Genomic DNA, 18,162 nt, shown 5'->3' with positions numbered 1-18,162 from the left:
CCCGCATGGCGATCCACCAGTTGATACCGAGCTTTGTCCCCGGCGACGCCACCGGGCAGGCCGCGCTGCACCTGCAGCTCCTGCTGCGCCGCATGGGGCACGCGGGCGCGCTGTACGCGGACGAGGTGGGCCCGGGGCTCGAAGGGCTGGCCAGCCCCGCGTCCGCGCTGCGCCCCGCACCCGGTGACCTGGTCCTCTACCACCATGGCATCGCCTCTCCGCTCAGCAGCCGGTTGATGCACCTGCCCTGCCGTCGCGGCGTCGTCTTCCACAACATCAGCCCCGCACGCTTCTACGAAGGGCTGCCGCTGGCGGACGCGCTGGTGGCGGGGCGGGCCCAGCTCGCCGCGATGGCCCCCTTCGCGGAGGTGGCCATCGGCGTGTCGGACTTCAACGCCGCCGAGCTGCGCGCCGCGGGCTACCGCAACGTCCACACGGTGCCCCTCTTCATCGAACCGGAGCGATTCTCCCGCGCCAGCGCGGACGCGAAGCTGCTCCAGCGGCTTCAGGGTCCAGGCCCCGTGCTGCTCGGCGTGAGCCGGGTCATGCCGCACAAGCGCTTCGAGGACCTGCTCGCGCTCCACCGCGAAGTGCTGCGGCTGCGGCCCCAGGCGCGCCTGTTGATGGTGGGCGGCTACGAGCCCGGCAGCCGGTACTTCCGCATGCTCCAGCGGGAGGCGCGCGGCCTGCGCGGCGTGAGCTTCCTGGGACGCCTGAGCCACGCGCAGCTCGTGGCCGCGTACCGCTCCGCTTCCGTCTACGTCTCCATGAGCGAGCATGAGGGCTTCGGCGTCCCCCTCATCGAGGCCATGGCCGCCGAGGTCCCCGTGCTGGCCTACGCGGCCGCCGCGGTGCCGGAGACGTTGGGCGGCGCGGGCGTGGCCTTCGACCAGAAGCGCTTCGCCTTCCTCGCGGAGCTGGCGGTGGACCTGAGCGAGGACCCGGCCCTGCGAGGCCCCGTCATCGCCGGCCAGACGCGGCGGCTGGAGCACTTCTCCGCGCCTTCCGTGCAGACCGCCTTCACGAAGGCGCTGGAGACGGTGCTCCCCCGCCCCGCGCCCACGAAGCCGCGGAAGGTCCCCGAGCGTCCCCGGGTGGCGCTGGTGGTGCAGCGCTACGGCGAGGTGACGGGCGGCGCGGAGAAGCTCGCCGCGCAGATGGCCGAGCACCTGGCGCCGCACTGGGACCTCACCGTGCTGACGACCTGCGCGAAGAACCACCTCGAGTGGGACAACGCCTTTGCCCCCGGGCCCGACGTCGTGGACGGCATCAACGTGCTGCGCTTCCCGTCCACGCGGGTGCGCAACATCCGAGGCTTCAACGGCCTGTCGCGGCAGGTGTTCGACAAGCGCAACGAGCGGCTGCGCGAAGAGCAGTGGGTGGCCGAGCAGGGCCCCATGTGCCCCGGCCTGCTGCACCACCTGGCCACCGAGCGCGACGCCTACGACGGCTATCTCTTCTTCACCTACCTCTACGCGCCCACGGTGTGGGGACTGCCGCTGGTGGCGGACCGGGCCCTGCTGGTGCCCACCACGCATGACGAGGCCCCCGTCCGCTTCGGTGTGTACCGGGACGTCTTCGAGCGCCCGCGCGCCCTGCTCTGCCTCACGCCGGAGGAGCACACGCTCATCGAGAAGCTCTTCCCGAATCACGCGCCCACGCGGGTGGTGGGCGTGGGCGTGGACCGGCCTCGGGCGGACGGCGCGCGCTTCAAGGAGAAGCACGGCCTCCACCGGCACTACCTGCTCTACATCGGCCGGCAGGAGCCGGGCAAAGGCGTGCCCGAGCTGCTGGGGTACCACCAGGCCCTGAAGGAGCGGTTCGAGGACGCGCCGGACCTGGTGCTCGCGGGAGACACCAACATGGCGCTGTCCGGCGAGGGCGTGCGCTACCTGGGCCGCATCGACGAGCAGGACAAACACGACGCGCTGGCGGGGGCATTGGCGGTGGTGGTGCCGTCCCGCTACGAGAGCCTGTCGCTGCTGACGCTGGAGTCCTTCGCCCAGGGCACCCCCGTGCTGGTGAATGGGCGCTCGGACGTGCTGGTGGGACAGGTGGAGCGCAGCGGCGCGGGCCGCGCGTACACGGACCTGGAGTCGTTCATCCAGGGCCTGCGCGAGGTGGGCTCGGAGCGTGGGCCCATGGGCAAGCGGGGCCTGGCGTACGTGAAGAAGCAGGGCTGGCCGCAGGTGGTGGCGGCCTACCGGGAAGAAATGCAACGCATCCTCGAGGAGAAGCGCCAATGAAGTTACTGGGACGGGACATCCCCGCGCGGGAGCTGATTGCCCGCATCGAGGAGCGCCTGCGCACGCGCGGCCTCCCCACCTCCGAGGAAGTGGAGCTGCCTGCCGAAGGCGTGGAGCCCCGGGTGGAGCCGCTGACGTTCAACCTGCATGCGCTGGAGGAATACGCGGACGCCACGCGCGCCCTCCCCCTGCACACCCACCGGGGTGGCGTGGGACAAGTCGTCCTGCTGGCCAAGTGGGCCTTCCGCAAGTCGTGCCAGGTGTTCATCAACGAGGCGCTCGGCAGGCAGCGCGTATTCAACGGGCACGTGCGCGACTCCTACGCGCAGCTGTCCGCCGAGGTGCTCCGCCTGCGTCGCGAGGTGGAGGCGCTCCGGGCACGTCCAGTCCCCGCGGTCGCCGAAGCGGCGGTGCCGCCGCGGCAGCAGGAGCGCGCACAGCGGCGCGAGCACGAAGCGACGCCATCCCCCGTGGCGCGGCCGGCGACCGCGGTCGACACCGTGCTGCCCAAGCCGCGTGCCCCCCAGGCCCATCCACGGAAGCCAGCGCGGCCGAAGCAGCCAGTGGGCGCGGCTTCTCCGGAAGTGGACTCGACCTCGGCGCCCCGTGCGCCGGCCGCCCGCGCGCAGGCACCGGCGCCCGCCGCGGGTGCGCCAACCCGAAGCAAAACGGCCCGCGCGAAGAAGGCCGCGCCCTCCGCTCCCGCACAGCCCTCGGCGGAGGCTTCGCCGCGCCGGAACGCCTCCGGCCAGAAGAAGCGCCGCGGCAAGAAGGCCCACTGAGCACACCCCCATGAGGGGCACGGCGCCTGCCCCAGGCCGCCAGAACAGGGCGCGCGCCCGGACGGCGGGCCGTGTGAGCTGGTGCGTGCGAGGCGGGGATATGCCGCCCCCCTGCATTGACGGCTCATCCGCACCTGTGCTCAATCGAACGCGTGCATGGGCCCTCCGTCAGCGTCGTCATCCCCGCTTACAACGAGGGCCAGCGGCTGCCTCGCTTCGTCGCGGAGCTCACGCGCGTGTTCCTCGAGCGGAGCGCCCCGCCGGTGGAGTTCGTCGTCGTCGACGATGGCAGCGCGCCCGAGCACGCCGAACGCCAGCGCGCCAGCGTAGAGGCGGCCCAGGCCCACCTCGCCAGCACGGGGGCACGGCACCAGTTCACCTACGTGGCGGCGCCTCGCAACCAGGGAAAGGGCTCGGCCATCCGGCTCGGCTGGCGTCACGCGTCAGCGGGCGTCACGTGGCTGGCCTTCCTGGACGCGGATGGCGCCATCAACGCCGAGGAGTTCCACCGGCTGGTGGCGCTGAGCGCCTCGGAGATGGCGCGGAACGTGGACGTCCTGGCCGGCTCGCGCATCCTCATGGCCGGACGCCGCGTCGTGCGCAGCCTCCACCGGCACCTACAGGGTCGCGTCTTCGCCACGCTCACGGATGCGAACTTCAAGCTCCACTTCTACGACACCCAGTGCGGGGTGAAGTTCATCCGCGCGGACCTGCTGCGGCCACTCCTGGACGTACTCCAGGAGCAGCGCTGGCTGCTGGACGTGGAGCTGCTGGTGCTGCTGAAGCGCCAGGGCGCGCGCTTCCTGGAGGTCCCCATCGACTGGGAGGACTTCGGGGGTTCCAAGGTCATCCCGGGGCTCGACGCGGCGCGCATGTTCTGGGGACTGCTGCAGCTGCGTCAGCGCCTGGAGCGTGTGTCCCTGCCTACCCACCGGGACGCGTTGCCCGAAGGCGAGCCTCACGTACAGTGACAAGCCCGCTTGATTTCCGGACGGCACCCCGCGAAATAGGTCCCGCCTGGAAGCTGTTTCCCCAGGTTCCTCCCACACTGTTCGTGACATGCGCGCCTTGACTGACCTGCCCTCCGACCCCACCCCTCCTCTGACCCTGGGCCTGCCGGGCTTTGTCTTCGAGGACCTGTATCGCCCCGCTGGGCTGCGCCGGCTGGCGGAGCGCTTCGACGCGCAGCTCGCCGAGGCTGAGCCCGAGCTCTTCCAGGCCTTCGCCGCGTACCGCGAGTCCGGCGGCAAGAGCGTCAGCGGCGCCGCGGAGTCGGACCTGCTCGTCCGCGTGTCGCGCCACGTGTCGCGCTTCGTCTCGCGCCTCTTCCGCGTGGAGCAGGAGCTGGAGCGCCTGTCCGGCCGCCTCAAGGGCGAGCTGCCGCTCTTCGACTTCAAGCGCGAGTTCATCACCCGCCGCGTCTTCAAGAAGGGCGCCGCGGACCGCCCGGCGCTGGCGGAGTTCCCCTCGCTGGACGCGCGCATGCGGCTGATGCTCCAGCTGGGCTTCCCGGAGGCGCTGGCCACCGGGGACCTGGAGCGGGGCCTGGCGGAGTCCGTCCTATCGCTGATGGACCTGGAGCGCCTGTTCTCCAACGCGCTGCCCGCCGAGCGGCAGGGGGAGGCGGAGGCCCTGCGCGCCCGCTGGTCCGCGCTGCGTGAGGTGCTGCTGTCCACGCCCGAGGGCCAGGACGCCTTCGGCTCCAGCCTCGTCACGCAGGGCGATGACGCCGCGGAGCTCCAGTCGGTGCGCGCGCTGCTGTCGCTGGCGGACCGCTGGACGTACGCGCGGGCGCTCCACCCGGAGACGAAGGACCTCTTCCACGCCTGGCCCACCCACCGGATTCCCAAGCCGCTGGTGTTCGACCAGCTCGTCCACCTCCAGCGTCCGGACAACGCGCTGCCCGAGGCCACCGAGGGCCTGGAGCACCACCTGCGCCACCGCGACGGGTTCAAGCTCACCGACCGCCGGGGCACCTCGCGCGACGTGATGAACGAGGTGGACTACTGCGTGCTCTGCCACGAGCGGCAGAAGGACTCGTGCACCAAGGGCTTCCCCGCCAAGGACCCGGTGGCCGAGGGGCACCACTACAAGAAGAACCCGTTGGGCATCCCCCTCAACGGGTGCCCGCTCGACGAGCGCATCTCCGAGGCACACCTGCTCAAGCGGGAAGGCAACTCCGTGGCCGCGCTGGCCATGGTGACGCTCGACAACCCGATGTGCCCCGGCACCGGTCACCGCATCTGCAATGACTGCATGAAGGCCTGCATCTTCCAGAAGCAGGAGCCGGTGAACATCCCCCTGGCGGAGACGGCCACGCTCACGGACGTGCTGAACCTGCCGTGGGGCTTCGAAATCTACGGCCTGCTCACGCGGTGGAACCCGCTCAACGTCCGCCGCCCGTACGCGCTGCCCTACGTGGGCCGCAACGTGCTGGTGGTGGGCCTGGGCCCCGCCGGCTACACGCTGTCGCACTACCTGCTCAACGAGGGCTTCGGCGTCACGGGGATCGACGGCCTCAAGATTGAGCCCTTCCCCGACGCGCTCGTGGGCCGCAACGGCCACGCGCTCCGGCCCATCCGTGACTGGTCCGCGCTCACCACCGAGCTGGATGAGCGCATCCTGGAGGGCTTCGGCGGCGTGTCCGAGTACGGAATCACCGTGCGCTGGGACAAGAACTTCCTCACGCTCATCCACCTCACGCTGGCGCGCCGGGAGAGCTTCCGCATCCACGGCGGCGTGCGCTTCGGTGGCACCCTCACGGTGGAGGACGCGTGGGCGCTGGGCTTCGACCACATCGCCATCGCCGCTGGCGCGGGCCGCCCGACCATCATCGGGATGAAGAACAACCTCATCCGGGGCATCCGCAAGGCCAGTGACTTCCTGATGGCGCTCCAGCTCAGCGGCGCGTTCAAGAAGGACTCGCTGGCGAACCTCCAGGTGCAGCTGCCCGCCATCGTCATCGGCGGCGGCCTCACCGGCGTCGACACCGCCACGGAGCTGATGGCGTACTACCCGGTGCAGGTGGAGAAGGCGCTCGCCCGCCACGAGAAGCTGGTGTCCCAGGTGGGCGAGGAGGCCGTGCTGGCCCGCCTCGACGCGGACGAGCGCGTCACCTACCAGACGTTCCTGGAGCACGGCCGCGCCGTGCGCGAGGAGCGCCAGAAGGCGGAGGCCCTGGGCCGCGACCCGGACTTCATCAAGCTGGTGCGCGCGTGGGGCGGCGTCAGCCTCGTCTACCGCCGTGGCCTCACCGAGTCCCCCGCCTACCGCCTCAACCATGAGGAGGTGTCGAAGGCGCTGGAGGAAGGCATCCGCTTCATCGAGCGCATGAGCCCGGTGGAGGCCCTGCCGGACGCCTCCGGCGCGGTGCGCGCGCTGCGCTTCGAGCGCATGGTGACGGTGGACGGCAAGCTCAAGGGCAGCGGCCAGTTCTTCGAGCTGCCCGCGCGCACGGTGTGCGTCGCCGCCGGCACGTCCCCCAACGTCACTTACGAAAAGGAATACCCGGGCACCTTCCAGCTCGACGCGCGCGGCGAGTACTTCCAGAGCCACGAGCTGGTGGATGCGCAGGACGGCTTCTCGCTGGCGCCCGTGAAGGCGAAGGAGGACCCGGCGGCGAAGACGGGCTTCTTCACGTCGTACCAGCAGGACGGCCGCTTCATCTCCTTCTACGGCGACAACCACCCGACCTACGCGGGCAACGTGGTGAAGGCCATGGCCAGCGCGAAGGACGGGCACCCGCAGGTGGCGCGGCTGTACGCGAAGGAAGTGGCCGCGCTCGACTTCACCGACGAGGGGGCCCAGGCCGCGCGTGACGCGCGCCGCGCCGAGCACTTCGCGAAGCTGGACGAGGCATTCACCGCCACCGTGGTGGCCGTCAACCGGCTGACGCCGACCATCGTCGAGGTGGTGGTGCGCGCGCCCTTCGCGGCCAGCCACTTCTCCCCCGGCCAGTTCTACCGGCTGCAGAACTTCGAGCGGAACGCGCCCGTGGTGGACGGCGTGCGCCTCACCATGGAGGGCCTGGCCCTCACCGGCGCCTGGGTGGACAAGGAGAAGGGGCTGATGGGCACCATCGTGCTGGAGATGGGCTCGTCCTCGCGCCTGTGCGCCGCGCTCAAGCCCGGTGAGCCCGTGGTGCTGATGGGCCCCACCGGCGCGCCCACGGAGATTGGCCACGACGAGACGGTGGTGCTCGTGGGCGGCGGCCTGGGCAACGCGGTGCTCTTCTCCATCGCCCGCTCGCTCAAGGCGGCCGGCTGCCGCGTCGTGTACTTCGCCGGCTACCGGCAGAAGTCGGACTCCTTCAAGCACGACGAAATCGAGGCCGGCACGGACCAGATTGTGTGGTCCGTGGACACCGGGGACACGATTGCGCCGCGCCGGCCGCAGGACTCGACGTTCCGGGGCAACGTGGTGCAGGCGATGGTGGCCTACGCGGAGGGCAAGCTGGGCCCCGCGCCCGTCGTCCCCCTGGCGGACGTGGACCGCATCATCGCCATTGGCTCGGATGGAATGATGCGCGCGGTGGCCGAGGCCCGGCACGGCGTCCTCCAGCCGCACCTCAAGCCGGGGCATGAGGCCATCGGCTCCATCAACTCGCCGATGCAGTGCATGATGAAGGAGATCTGCGCCCAGTGCCTCCAGCGGCACGTGGACCCGGTGACGGGCAAGGAGACGTGGGTGTTCTCCTGCTACAACCAGGACCAGCGGCTGGACCAGGTGGACTTCGTCAACCTCCGGCAGCGCCTGCGCGGCAACACCGTCATGGAGAAGGTCGCCGACGTCTACCTGGCGCAGCTCTTCAAGCAGGCCCCGCACCTCAAGCGCGTCTGAGGCAAGCGGGCCGTGCCCGTCTTCACCGGCGCGTGCCGGTGAAGACGCGAATCATCTCCTGATAGTTCTGGATGAGGTCTTCCTCGCGCGTCAGGACGACGTCGACGTTCGCATCGCCATGCGCTCTGCGGGCGTCGGCCAGCGTCTGGAAGGCCTCCACCTGGGCGCGCATCGACGCCACCTGGGGCGCCATGCCCTGCTGCTGCTCGGGCGGCAGCTTCGCCTGGAGCGCCTCCAGCTTCTTCAGCTCCTCTTCGTACTGGAGCGTGCGCCCCAGCTGCCGCTGGCTGATGACGGCGGTGACGACCTCGGCGATGCCGTTGACGTCCGCCTCGGAGAGCTGGGCCTCGCGGCGCGCCTCGGCCTCCGCCTTGGCCTTGGCCTCCACCACCTTCAGGCCCTCGCGCGCGGCGGCCATGGCCTCCGGGGTACCGGCGTCCACCAGCGCCCCCAGGTTCTGCAGGCCCTTCATCAGCGAGCCGTACACCTCCAGCATGCGCCGCTGGTAGCCCACGTACGCGTCCAGCTTCTCCTTCGTCACCGGGTAGGGGCCGGCCTCCACGACACTGTCGGCGGCGCTGGGAGCCTGCTCGTCCACCACCCCGGCGGGCGACCCGGAGGCGTCCTCGGGTTTCTTGCAGGCCGAGAAGGCCACGAGCACCCACAGTCCCCACAGCAGCTTGCGCACGCGCGTTCCTCCAGACGAGACATGTCAGCCCCTCATGTATGCTCCTGCAACCTGGGCGGTGAGAGGCGTCCCGCCTCTGTCTGTCACGGTGGGGTTGTTCCGGCCACTGAACAATCGCCGCATTACCTTTGACCAACCCCGCCGCGCTCGTGTACGAACCGCGGTTCTGTCGAAAGCGGTGGAGGGAATTTGAGGCTTTTCCTGGTTAGGCACGCGGACGCGGACGCGGAGATCCCCGAGGGTCTCGGTGACGAGGCACGCGCCCTCACCGCGAAGTCTCGCGCCAGCACCGCCCAGCATTTCGCCTCGCTGACCGAGCGCATTGGTCCCGTGGGGCGCATCCTGACCAGCCCGCTGGTTCGCACGGTGCAGACAGCGCAGATCCTCTCCATCTCCGCCAGGTTCGAGGGCCCGCTGAAGGTGCATCGCTGCCTGCTGCCCGACATGCCCGTGGGCGCGGTGGAGCCGGTGCTCACCGAGTACGCCGACGAGAACCTCGTCCTCGTGGGTCACCAGCCGTCCATGGGCGCCCTGGCGGCCCATCTGCTCGGCATGCAGTCCTTCCCCAAGCCCGTCAACCCGGGCACCGTCATCGGCCTGGAGCGCGCGGAGGGGGAATCTTCACCGTCGTTCAAGTTCCTGTTCTACGCCGCCCCGGGTCAGCAGGTGCTCGACATCATCCAGTGAGGCCGTCGCGGCCATGATGGACGAAGCTCGCTACAACCAGTTGGTCTCCGCCGCGTTCAAGCGCATCCTCGGCGCGGCGGATGCCATCGACCCCGACATCCTGGAAGCCGACAGCACCGGCGACATGGTGACGCTCACCGCGGCCTCGCGGGAGAAGTGCATCGTCAACACCCAGCGCGCCGTTCGGCAGGTCTGGGTGGCGGGCCGGGGTCAGGGCATCCACTTCGACTACGACGCGGCCACCGGCACCTGGAAGGACGACAAGGGCCGAGGCCTGGAGTTGATGTCGTTCGTCGCGGACGTTGTCCGCGGCATCGCCGGCGCGGACTTCGTCTACCCCGGCTGAGTCCTTCCGCTCGCGGCTTCCACCCAATCCCCACCCGCGGCCTGAGCGCGGCGCAGGGCTTCACCGGCCTCCTTGAGGAGGCTGCCGAAGCTGACCTGAGTCAGCGCGCCCGCCACGGGTCCACGACCCGGCGGGGGCTCGGAGACAGCGACGCCCACGGAGGCGCTGGCGCCCTCGAAGGCCGTCAGGGACTTGATGAGCTCGCGCAGACGCTGCCCCACCACCAGCGCGCCGGAGCGCGGCGTGTGCGGCAGGAAGACGACGAAGCGGCTGTCCGCGAAGGGCACGGCGACGTCGATATCGCGCACGCCCGACACGAGCAGGCCCAGGGCCTCGGCGAGCGCGAGCTTCCGCGCGGCGGGGGCCAGGGGCGCCGCTTTCTCCGCGAACTTGTCGATGTCCACCAACAGCACGGCGATGGGGTAGCGGTAGCGCCGGCTGCGCTTCACCTCCATCAACATCAGCCGCTTGAGGAACTCGAAGTCCGGAGAGGCGCCGATCGCCGCCAGGTCGGACCGGCTGATGCGGCTGCCGCCCGGAACAGGCGTGGGCGCCAGCGCGGGGAAGGCGCCGGAGTGCCGGGCCCCCACCGAGGGAGGCGGAGCACTGGCCGCTGGCGTCGCGGTGGAGGCGTCAGGCACGCGCGTGGATGCGGCGCCAGAGTCCGCGGGATTCGTCGCCGAGGCAGCCGCGGCCTCGGGCGGTGACGCCGGCGCGGACGACGCCGGTCGCTCGTCCCCCGCTGGAGCGACCGCGTCCGCGGACCGCGGCGCTGAACCCGTCGTCGCTTCAGGCAGGCGCGTCGACTCGGGCGACGTCTCGGCACCGACTCCTGGCGCGGCGACGGCCTCCGTGGCCACGGGCCTGTCCTCGGACGCCTGCCCGGCGTCACCCGGCTCGTCGTCCGCGGGCTCCGCGTGGAGCAGCGGTAGGTCGTCTTCCTCGACAGCCTGCGACTCCGCAGCGGCCGAAGCAGGCGCCGCGCCCACATCCGGGGCCGTACTGCCCGCCCCGGAGGACGGCGACGTGATGGGCTCTTCGTCCAGCTCGGGTGGCAGTGACGCGGTCTCCGCGCCGCGACCCTCGGGCAACGGAGCATCCGCCTCGGGCGGAGGTGACACCACCAGCGCCTGCGCGCTCTCGGCTTCCGGGGCCTCCTCGGCGAGCGGCGGCGGAGGGGGCACGCCCCGCGCCTCCGCGCGCTCGACGGGCACCCCCACGTCGTCGAGCGGCGGCGGTGGCGGAACCATCCGCCCGCCCAACGCGCCCGGCAGCGGCGGAGGTCCGCCCTCGTGAGAGGCCCCAGCGAACGGAGGGGGCGGCGGCGGTGTGCCCACGAAAGCCACCCGCCGCAGCGCCTCCTCGCGCTGGACGAGCAGGGACACACACGTCAGCACCGTGGGGCGCTTCAGCGGCCCCACCAGGCACCCGTCCGCGCCCGCCTGGGCGGCACGCGTGTCCGCCTGCTCCTCCTCCGGCGGGTACAGCAGCAACACCGGCGCGGCGAGGCCTTCGGCCCGCACACTCCTGCACAGCGCCTCACCGTCCAGGGCGCCCGTTCCGGACGCCAGCAGGACGGTGGGCGTGCGTTCCCGCACCGCGCGCAGCGCCTCGTCGACGCTGCCCACCCAGGACACTTCGTGACCGGCGGCCTCCAGGTAGCGGCGCAGAGCGCCCGCCACCGGTGCGGAGGGCTCGGCGAGGACAATGGAGGACCTCAAACCTCCATGACCTCCTTCTCCTTCTTCTTCACGATTTCATCCACCTGCGTGATGCCCGCGTCGGTCTGCTTCTGCACGACCTCGGTGACGCGCTTGTGGTCGTCCTCGGTGATCTTCTTGTCCTTCAGCTGCGTCTTCAGCGCCTCGTTCGCGTCGCGGCGGAGGTTGCGGATGGCGACCTTGAACTCCTCGCCCTTGTTCTTCACCTGCTTGGCGATGTCCTTGCGGCGCTCCTCGGTGAGCGGCGGGAAGGGCAGGCGAATCATCTCGCCGTCGTTCATCGGGTTGATGCCCAGGTTCGCCTCGCGCAGCGCCTTCTCGATGTCCTTGAGGACGCTCTTCTCCCACGGCTTGATGGTGATGAGCCGGGGCTCGGGCGCGTTCACGCTGGCCACGCCTGACAGCGGCGTCGGCGTGCCGTAGTAGTCCACCCGGACGCCATCCAGGATGGCGATGCTGGCGCGGCCCGTGCGGACCTTCGTCAGGTCCGTGCGCAGGCCCTCGAGCGACTTGTCGATACGGCCCTTCAGTTCGGCGACGACGTCTCCACTCATTGCGTTCTCTCCTTGAGTGCTTGCCGGTGGGTCGGGGCTCAGGCCCAGACCGTCTCGTTGCCACCCACCAACGTACCAATGTCCCCGCCATCCAGCACCGCGCGGCGGATGTTGCCCCGCTGCGTCAGGTCGAACACGATGAGGGGCAGCTTGTTGTCCATGCACAGCGAGATGGCCGTGGAGTCCATGACGTTGAGATTCTGCTTCAACACGTCCATGTACGTCAGCGACCGGTAACGTCGCGCGGTGGGGTCCTTCTTCGGGTCCGCGTTGTACACCCCGTCCACCTTGGTCGCCTTCAGGATGACCTGCGCGTTGATTTCCATGGCGCGCAGCGAGGCGGCGGTGTCGGTGGTGAAGTACGGGTTGCCGGTGCCCGCCGCGAAAATCACCACGCGGCCCTTCTCCAGGTGGCGCACCGCGCGCCGGCGGATGTACGGCTCCGCGATCTGCTCCATCTTGATGGCGGACAGCACGCGCGTGTGCAGGCCCTTCTTCTCCAGCGCGTCCTGCATGGCCATGGAGTTGATGCAGGTGGCCAGCATGCCCATGTAGTCAGCGCTGGCGCGGTCCATGCCCTCCGTGGCGCCCGCGACGCCGCGGAAGATGTTGCCGCCGCCAATCACCAGGGCGACCTCCACGCCGGCCTGCGCCACCTCGATGACTTCCTCGGCGATGCCCATCAGCGTGGGCGGATGGATGCCGTACTTCCCCTCCCCCATCAGGGCCTCGCCCGAGAGCTTGAGGAGAATGCGCTTATACGGGAGCGGCTTCTTCGTGTCGGAGGACATGCGCCACCGCTTCTATCCCCCGCTCCGCGAGGGATCAACGCTGGAGTCGGTGGGCCCGCCCGACATCGTCCGCTGGCGGTCGCACGGGGAGGGGCCAATCAGACCCGCAAAAAGCGAGGGCCGCGTCGCCCGGACGCCCCGTGTGGGGTGATTCCGGTGCGCGCGGCCCTTGTCAGCCCTGCGTCCAGGCTCGCGGCCCCATGGGGACCGCGGAGGCCTTACGCCTGGCCCAGCGTCTTGGCGACTTCGGCGGCGAGGTCGTCCTTCTTCTTCTCGATGCCCTCACCCACCTCGTAGCGGACGAAGCGGCGCACGGAGACCTTCTCGCCAATCTTCGCGGCGCGCTCGGAGATCATCTCGCCGACCTTCTTCTTGTCGTCCTTCACCCAGAGCTGGTCCACGAGGCACACGCCCTCGTAGTACTTCTCCATCTTCCCGACGAGGATCTTCTCCAGCATCGCCTCAGGCTTGCCCTGCTGCTTGAGGATTTCCCGCTGGATGTCCTTCTCCTTGTCCAGGTTGTCCGTGGGGACCTCTTCACGACGGACGAACTTGGGGCTGGCCGCGGCGACCTGCATGGCCACGTCCTTCACCAGCTCCTGGAAGTCGGGGTTGCGAGCGACGAAGTCCGTCTCGCAGTTCACCTCGACGATGACGCCGATGCGGCCACCGTGAACGTAGGTGCCGATGACGCCCTCGGCGGCAACGCGGCCTTCCTTGCCAGCGGCCTTGGCGATGCCCTTCTTGCGCAGCCACTCCTCGGCCTTGGTGAAGTCGCCACCGGACTCGGCGAGCGCCTTCTTGCAGTCCATCATGCCCGCGTTGGTCCGCTCGCGGAGCTCCTTCACCATCTGGGCGCTAACTTCGGCCATCGTCGTCTCCTGCCTCCGCCACTCCAGGGCGCACTGCGCCGGGCGAAGCATTGCAAGTTCAAGGGGATACTGCGGCACCAGGGAAACAGAGGCGGCCGGGGAGCTGGCCCGAACAGGCGCCACCCGGCCGCTTCGGCACTGACGTGAGGAAGGGACGGCTACTCGGCCGCCGTCTCGCTCGCGGGAGCAGCGGCCTCGGGGGCCGCGGCCTCGGGAGCAGCGGCCTCGGGGGCAGCGGCGACAGGGGCCGCGGTCCTCATCTCAACGAGGGGGCCACGACGGTCGCCACCACGGTCACCACCCCGGTGGTCGCGACGGTCGTCGCGACGGTCACCACGGCGCGGGCCACGGCGGTCGTCGCGGCGGTCACCACGGTCATGGCCCTCGCGCTCCTCCTGCTCGTCGCGCTCGGCGGCGCCCGAGGCGCGGTAACGCGCGGCGCCCTCGATGCAGGACTCGGCGATCTTGGAGGTGAAGAGCTTGATGGAGCGAATGGCGTCGTCGTTGCCCGGGATGACGAAGTCGATGCCATCCGGATCGCAGTTGGTGTCCACCAGGCCGATGACCGGGATGCCCAGGCGGCTCGCCTCGTGGATGGCGATGTGCTCCTTCTTCGGGTCGATGACGAAGACGCAGCGAGGCAGCTTCGACATCTCCTTCACGCCGCCCAGGTTCTTCTCCAGCTTCTCGCGCTCACGCTCGAGCAGGGCGACTTCCTTCTTGGGGAGGCGCTCGAAGGTGCCGTCCTCGGACATCTTCTCCAGCGTCTTCAGGCGGTCGATGCCCTGCTTGATGGTCTTGAAGTTGGTCAGCGTGCCACCCAGCCAGCGGCTGGTGACGAAGTACTGACCGGCGCGCGCGGCCTCCTCGCGGACCACGTCCTGCGCCTGCTTCTTGGTGCCGACGAAGAGCACCGAGCCACCGCGCGCGGTGATGTCCGCCACGAAGCGGAACGCCGAGCGGGCCATCACGACCGTCTTCTGCAGGTCGATGATGTAGATGCCGTTGCGGGCGCCGAAGATGAACGGCTTCATCTTCGGGTTCCAGCGCTTCGTCTGGTGGCCGAAGTGAACACCGGCCTCCAGGAGCTGCCTCATCGTGATGCCACCGGCGGCGGCCATCGCCTGCTGCTGCGTCTGCGTGTCCTGCGTTTCCATGTGTCTCTCCGGTTGTTCCGCCACGCTCGAGAAACCTTCCGGCCGAAACGACCACGGGGGAGTCCCTCTCCGAAGAGAGGCGCTCACCCACGGAAGCACCGGCGACCGGCACGAACGTGTGAGTAGTGGGTACTGCCTGGGGTGGACGTCCCCCCGACCCCATACCTTGGGGCGGGGGGTCCTTAACAGAACCCCTCCGGGCCGCGCAAGCTTCGCCGCACCGCCCGTCTGGGCAGGGACGGCACCCGCCGCACCCCTGCCCTCCTCCCGTCCCAGCGAGGCCCTCTTACCCCGCCAGGACAGCACCGGCGCGGTGCCTCCCCAGGGGGTGGCGCCGCGCCGGCGTCCTGCACGGTGACCTGTCAGACAGCCCGCGTCCTAGACGCTGGCCTCCGAGGCGCCGTGGCACTTCTTGTACTTCCGGCCGCTGCCGCAGGGGCAGGGGTCGTTGCGGCCCACCGCCGGCTTGCTGGCCCCCGCCGGGCGAGCCGCCGCGGCCACCGAGCCCTCATCCAGCTTGCCGTCCGCCGTGGCGCGCCCCGCCACCGCCTTCTGCTGCTGCTGCGCGAGCTGGCGCTGGATGCGGGCGGCCTCCTCCGCCGCGCTGGAGGCGGAGCGGGGCTGCACGTGCATGAGCTGGGTGACGAACTGCGCCTTGATGGCGGAGAGCATCTGGATGAAGCCCTGGTAGCCCTCCTTCTTGTACTCCTGCTTCGGGTCCTTCTGGCCGTAGCCGCGCAGGCCGATGCCCTGGCGCAGGTGGTCCATGGCCAGCAGGTGGTCCTTCCAGAGCCGGTCGATGGTCGCCAGGTAGTTGTACTGGAGGAAGCGCATGAAGTTCTCGCCGAACTCCTCGTCGCGCGCCTGGAAGATCTTCTCCGCCGCCTTGTAGATGTGCTCCTGGAGCTCCTCGCGGTTGCCCACGCCCTCGAAGTTCATCTCGAGGTTGAAGGTCTCCTTCACGCCCTGCTGGAGCGCGGCGATGTCCCAGCCCTCCACGCCGCGGGTGGGCGCGTAGGTGTCGGTGAGGGACACGATGACGTCCTCCATCGAGTCCAGAATCAGCTCGCGGAAGTCCGCCCAGCTGATGGTCCGCTCGGAGCGCGTCTTGATGCGCGTCTTCGGATCCTCCTCGTACTCCACCAGCGGCACGCCCGCGCCCGCGGCCAGCACCTGGCGGCGCAGCTTGTAGATGGTGCGGCGCTGCTGGTTCATCACGTCGTCGTACTCGAGGAGGTTCTTGCGGATGTCGAAGTTGTGGCCTTCGACCCGCTTCTGGGCGCCCTCGATGGCACGTGACAGCCACACATGCTCGATGACCTCGCCCTCCTCCATGCCCAGCCGCTCCATCAGGCCCTGGATGCGCTCGGACCCGAAGATGCGCATCAGGTCGTCCTCCAGCGACAGGAAGAAGCGGCTGCCACCCGGGTCACCCTGGCGGCCGGCGCGGCCACGCAGCTGGTTGTCCACGCGGCGCGACTCGTGGCGCTCGGTGCCGATGATGAAGAGGCCGCCGGCGCCGTGGACCTCCTCGCGCTCCTTCTTCGTCTGCTCCTCGAGCTTCGCCTGGGTGTCGGCGAGCTTCTGCTGCCACGCCGCGAGCTCCGCCTCGTAGGCCGTCAGGTCCAGCGGCTGCCCGTCCGGGGCCGACGTGGGCGGCTCGGGCGGCGGGCCCATGGACGACTTGGCCAGGACCTCCGCGTTGCCGCCCAGGAGGATGTCCGTCCCGCGGCCGGCCATGTTGGTGGAGATGGTGACGGCGCCCTTGCGGCCGGCCTGCGCGACGATGTCCGCCTCGCGCTGGTGCTGCTTGGCGTTGAGGACGTTGTGGGGGATTCCGCGCTTCTTGAGGAAGCTGGCCACCACCTCGCTCTTGGCGATGGACACCGTGCCCACGAGCACCGGCTGCCCCGCCTTGTGCAGCTCCTCGATTTCCGCCGCCACCGCCTCGAACTTCTCGCGCTCCGTCTTGTACACCACGTCCTGCAGATCCTTGCGGATGGGCGGACGGTTGGTGGGGATGACGCGCACGTCGAGGTTGTAGATTTTGGCGAACTCCTCCGCCTCCGTGTCCGCCGTGCCCGTCATGCCGGCCAGCTTGGAGTACATGCGGAAGTAGTTCTGGAAGGAGACCGTCGCGAGCGTCTGGTTCTCGTTCTCGATCTTCACGCCTTCCTTGGCCTCGATGGCCTGGTGAAGGCCGTCGGACCAGCGGCGTCCCGGCATCTGGCGGCCGGTGAACTCGTCGACGATGACGACCTCGCCGTCCTTCACCACGTAGTCCTTGTCGCGCTTGTAGAGCGTGTGCGCGCGCAGGGCCTGGTCCACGTGGTGCAGCATCTCGATTTCGCCCGGGTCGTAGAGGTTGCCCACGCCCAGCCGCTTCTGGAGCTTCTCGATGCCGTCATCCGTGAGGGACACGGAGCGGTGCTTCTCGTCCAGGGTGTAGTCCTGGTCCGGCACCAGCCCGGGGATGACCTGGTCCACCCGGTAGTACTTGTCGGTGCTGTCCTCGGTGGGGCCGGAGATGATGAGCGGCGTGCGGGCCTCGTCGATGAGGATGGAGTCCACCTCGTCGACGATGGCGAAGTTCAGCTCGCGCTGGACGTAGTCCTGCAGGCGGAACTTCATGTTGTCGCGCAGGTAGTCGAAGCCGAACTCGTTGTTCTGCCCGTAGGTGATGTCCGAGCGGTACGACTCCTGCCGCTGCTTGTCGTTCAGCTCGTGCAGCACGCAGCCCGTCGTCATGCCCAGGAAGCGGTACACGCGGCCCATCCACTCCGCGTCGCGGCGGGCCAGGTAGTCGTTCACCGTGACGACGTGCACGCCCCGGCCGGACAGCGCGTTGAGGTAGGTGGGCAGCGTCGCCGTCAGCGTCTTGCCTTCACCGGTGCGCATCTCCGCGATGCAGCCCTCGTGGAGGAACATGCCGCCAATGAGCTGCACGTCGTAGTGACGCTGGCCGATGACGCGGCGCGCCGCCTCGCGGGTGATGGCAAAGGCCTCGAAGAGCAGGTCGTCCAGCGAACGGCCGTTCTGGATCTCCTGCCGCATGCGGTTCGTCTCGGAGACGAAGTCCTCGTCCTTGAGGGCCCGCATGCGGGTTTCCAGCTCATTGACCCGGGCGACCTTCGCGTGAGCCTTCTTGAGCTCACGCTCGTTCTTGGTCCCAATCAGTTTCTTCAGCGTCCATTCGATCATTCGGTCGGCTCTCTCGCCGGAGAATCCTCGAAGGACGGCGGCGAGTGAAGGGAAATCCCTGGAGGTGTAAGGGAGAAACGTATGGAAACCACGTGCGTCCGCCGAAACTTCCACTCGGCAGGCCGCCCACCACGCAGCGGCTCAGAGTAAAGCGGAACCCGGCCCACGCAATGTCCCCCACACGAAATCAACGCCGAGGCCCCTCCCGGCCTTCACGACGACCTCCCTCCCGCCACCCGGGGCGCCCCGGGTGGCGGGAGGGAGGTCGTCGTGAAGGC

Annotated in this window: 13 protein-coding genes; 6 read left to right on the top strand and 7 right to left on the bottom strand. The window is 69.7% G+C overall.

The features are described 5' to 3' along the window. The first annotated feature begins 5 nt into the window (after positions 1–5). From HV824_RS15815 to HV824_RS15800, 4 genes are all read left to right on the top strand, one after another. Positions 6–2,246, top strand: a complete 2,241-nt coding sequence (locus HV824_RS15815) for a glycosyltransferase family 4 protein (protein WP_176423642.1) — start codon at positions 6–8, stop codon at positions 2,244–2,246. Then, a complete protein-coding gene (locus tag HV824_RS15810) occupies positions 2,243–3,028 on the top strand; it encodes a hypothetical protein (RefSeq protein WP_176423641.1) in 786 nt (261 codons plus the stop codon). Before HV824_RS15815 ends, HV824_RS15810 begins: the two co-directional genes overlap by 4 nt. A 152-nt stretch (positions 3,029–3,180) precedes the next feature. After that, a complete protein-coding gene (locus HV824_RS15805) occupies positions 3,181–3,999 on the top strand; it encodes a dolichyl-phosphate beta-glucosyltransferase (protein ID WP_176419226.1) in 819 nt (272 codons plus the stop codon). Positions 4,000–4,087: 88 nt separating this feature from the next. Next, positions 4,088–7,867: an FAD-dependent oxidoreductase gene (locus tag HV824_RS15800; RefSeq protein ID WP_176419225.1), complete on the top strand. Its 3,780-nt coding sequence runs from the start codon at positions 4,088–4,090 to the stop codon at positions 7,865–7,867. A gap of 22 nt (positions 7,868–7,889) precedes the next feature. Here HV824_RS15800 and HV824_RS15795 read toward each other — a convergent pair whose 3' ends face one another. Beyond that, on the bottom strand, positions 7,890–8,555 hold the full coding sequence (locus HV824_RS15795; RefSeq protein WP_176419224.1) for a hypothetical protein: 666 nt from the start codon (positions 8,553–8,555) through the stop codon (positions 7,890–7,892). A gap of 189 nt (positions 8,556–8,744) precedes the next feature. On the opposite strand from HV824_RS15795, the gene HV824_RS15790 reads away from it, so the two are divergent. After that, complete coding sequence (locus HV824_RS15790; RefSeq protein ID WP_176419223.1) at positions 8,745–9,242, top strand: histidine phosphatase family protein; 498 nt, start codon at positions 8,745–8,747, stop codon at positions 9,240–9,242. 13 nt (positions 9,243–9,255) lie between these two features. Beyond that, positions 9,256–9,588, top strand: coding sequence for an iron donor protein CyaY (cyaY, locus tag HV824_RS15785; protein ID WP_176419222.1), 333 nt, complete (start codon positions 9,256–9,258; stop codon positions 9,586–9,588). Here cyaY and HV824_RS15780 read toward each other — a convergent pair. The 6 genes from HV824_RS15780 to secA form a co-directional block, all read right to left on the bottom strand. Then, on the bottom strand, positions 9,576–11,309 hold the full coding sequence (locus tag HV824_RS15780; RefSeq protein WP_176423640.1) for a diguanylate cyclase: 1,734 nt from the start codon (positions 11,307–11,309) through the stop codon (positions 9,576–9,578). The two genes, cyaY and HV824_RS15780, sit on opposite strands and share 13 nt — an antisense overlap. Then, positions 11,306–11,863, bottom strand: a complete 558-nt coding sequence (gene frr / locus HV824_RS15775) for a ribosome recycling factor (RefSeq protein ID WP_176419220.1) — start codon at positions 11,861–11,863, stop codon at positions 11,306–11,308. The genes HV824_RS15780 and frr overlap by 4 nt, the downstream gene beginning before the upstream one ends. Positions 11,864–11,901: 38 nt before the next feature. Continuing rightward, positions 11,902–12,654, bottom strand: a complete 753-nt coding sequence (gene pyrH, locus HV824_RS15770) for a UMP kinase (protein ID WP_176423639.1) — start codon at positions 12,652–12,654, stop codon at positions 11,902–11,904. 218 nt (positions 12,655–12,872) lie between these two features. After that, a complete protein-coding gene (tsf, locus tag HV824_RS15765; RefSeq protein ID WP_176419218.1) occupies positions 12,873–13,526 on the bottom strand; it encodes a translation elongation factor Ts in 654 nt (217 codons plus the stop codon). Between the two features lie 158 nt (positions 13,527–13,684). Further along, positions 13,685–14,683, bottom strand: coding sequence for a 30S ribosomal protein S2 (gene rpsB, locus HV824_RS15760; protein WP_176419217.1), 999 nt, complete (start codon positions 14,681–14,683; stop codon positions 13,685–13,687). 378 nt (positions 14,684–15,061) lie between these two features. Continuing rightward, positions 15,062–17,884, bottom strand: a complete 2,823-nt coding sequence (gene secA / locus HV824_RS15755) for a preprotein translocase subunit SecA (protein WP_176419216.1) — start codon at positions 17,882–17,884, stop codon at positions 15,062–15,064. Between the last annotated feature and the right edge of the window lie 278 nt (positions 17,885–18,162).

Source organism: Myxococcus sp. AM009 (assembly GCF_013372605.1).
GTDB classification, from domain to species: domain Bacteria; phylum Myxococcota; class Myxococcia; order Myxococcales; family Myxococcaceae; genus Myxococcus; species Myxococcus vastator.
Note: the sequence above shows the minus strand (reverse complement) of the source record. Positions and strands in the feature narration are given on the sequence as shown.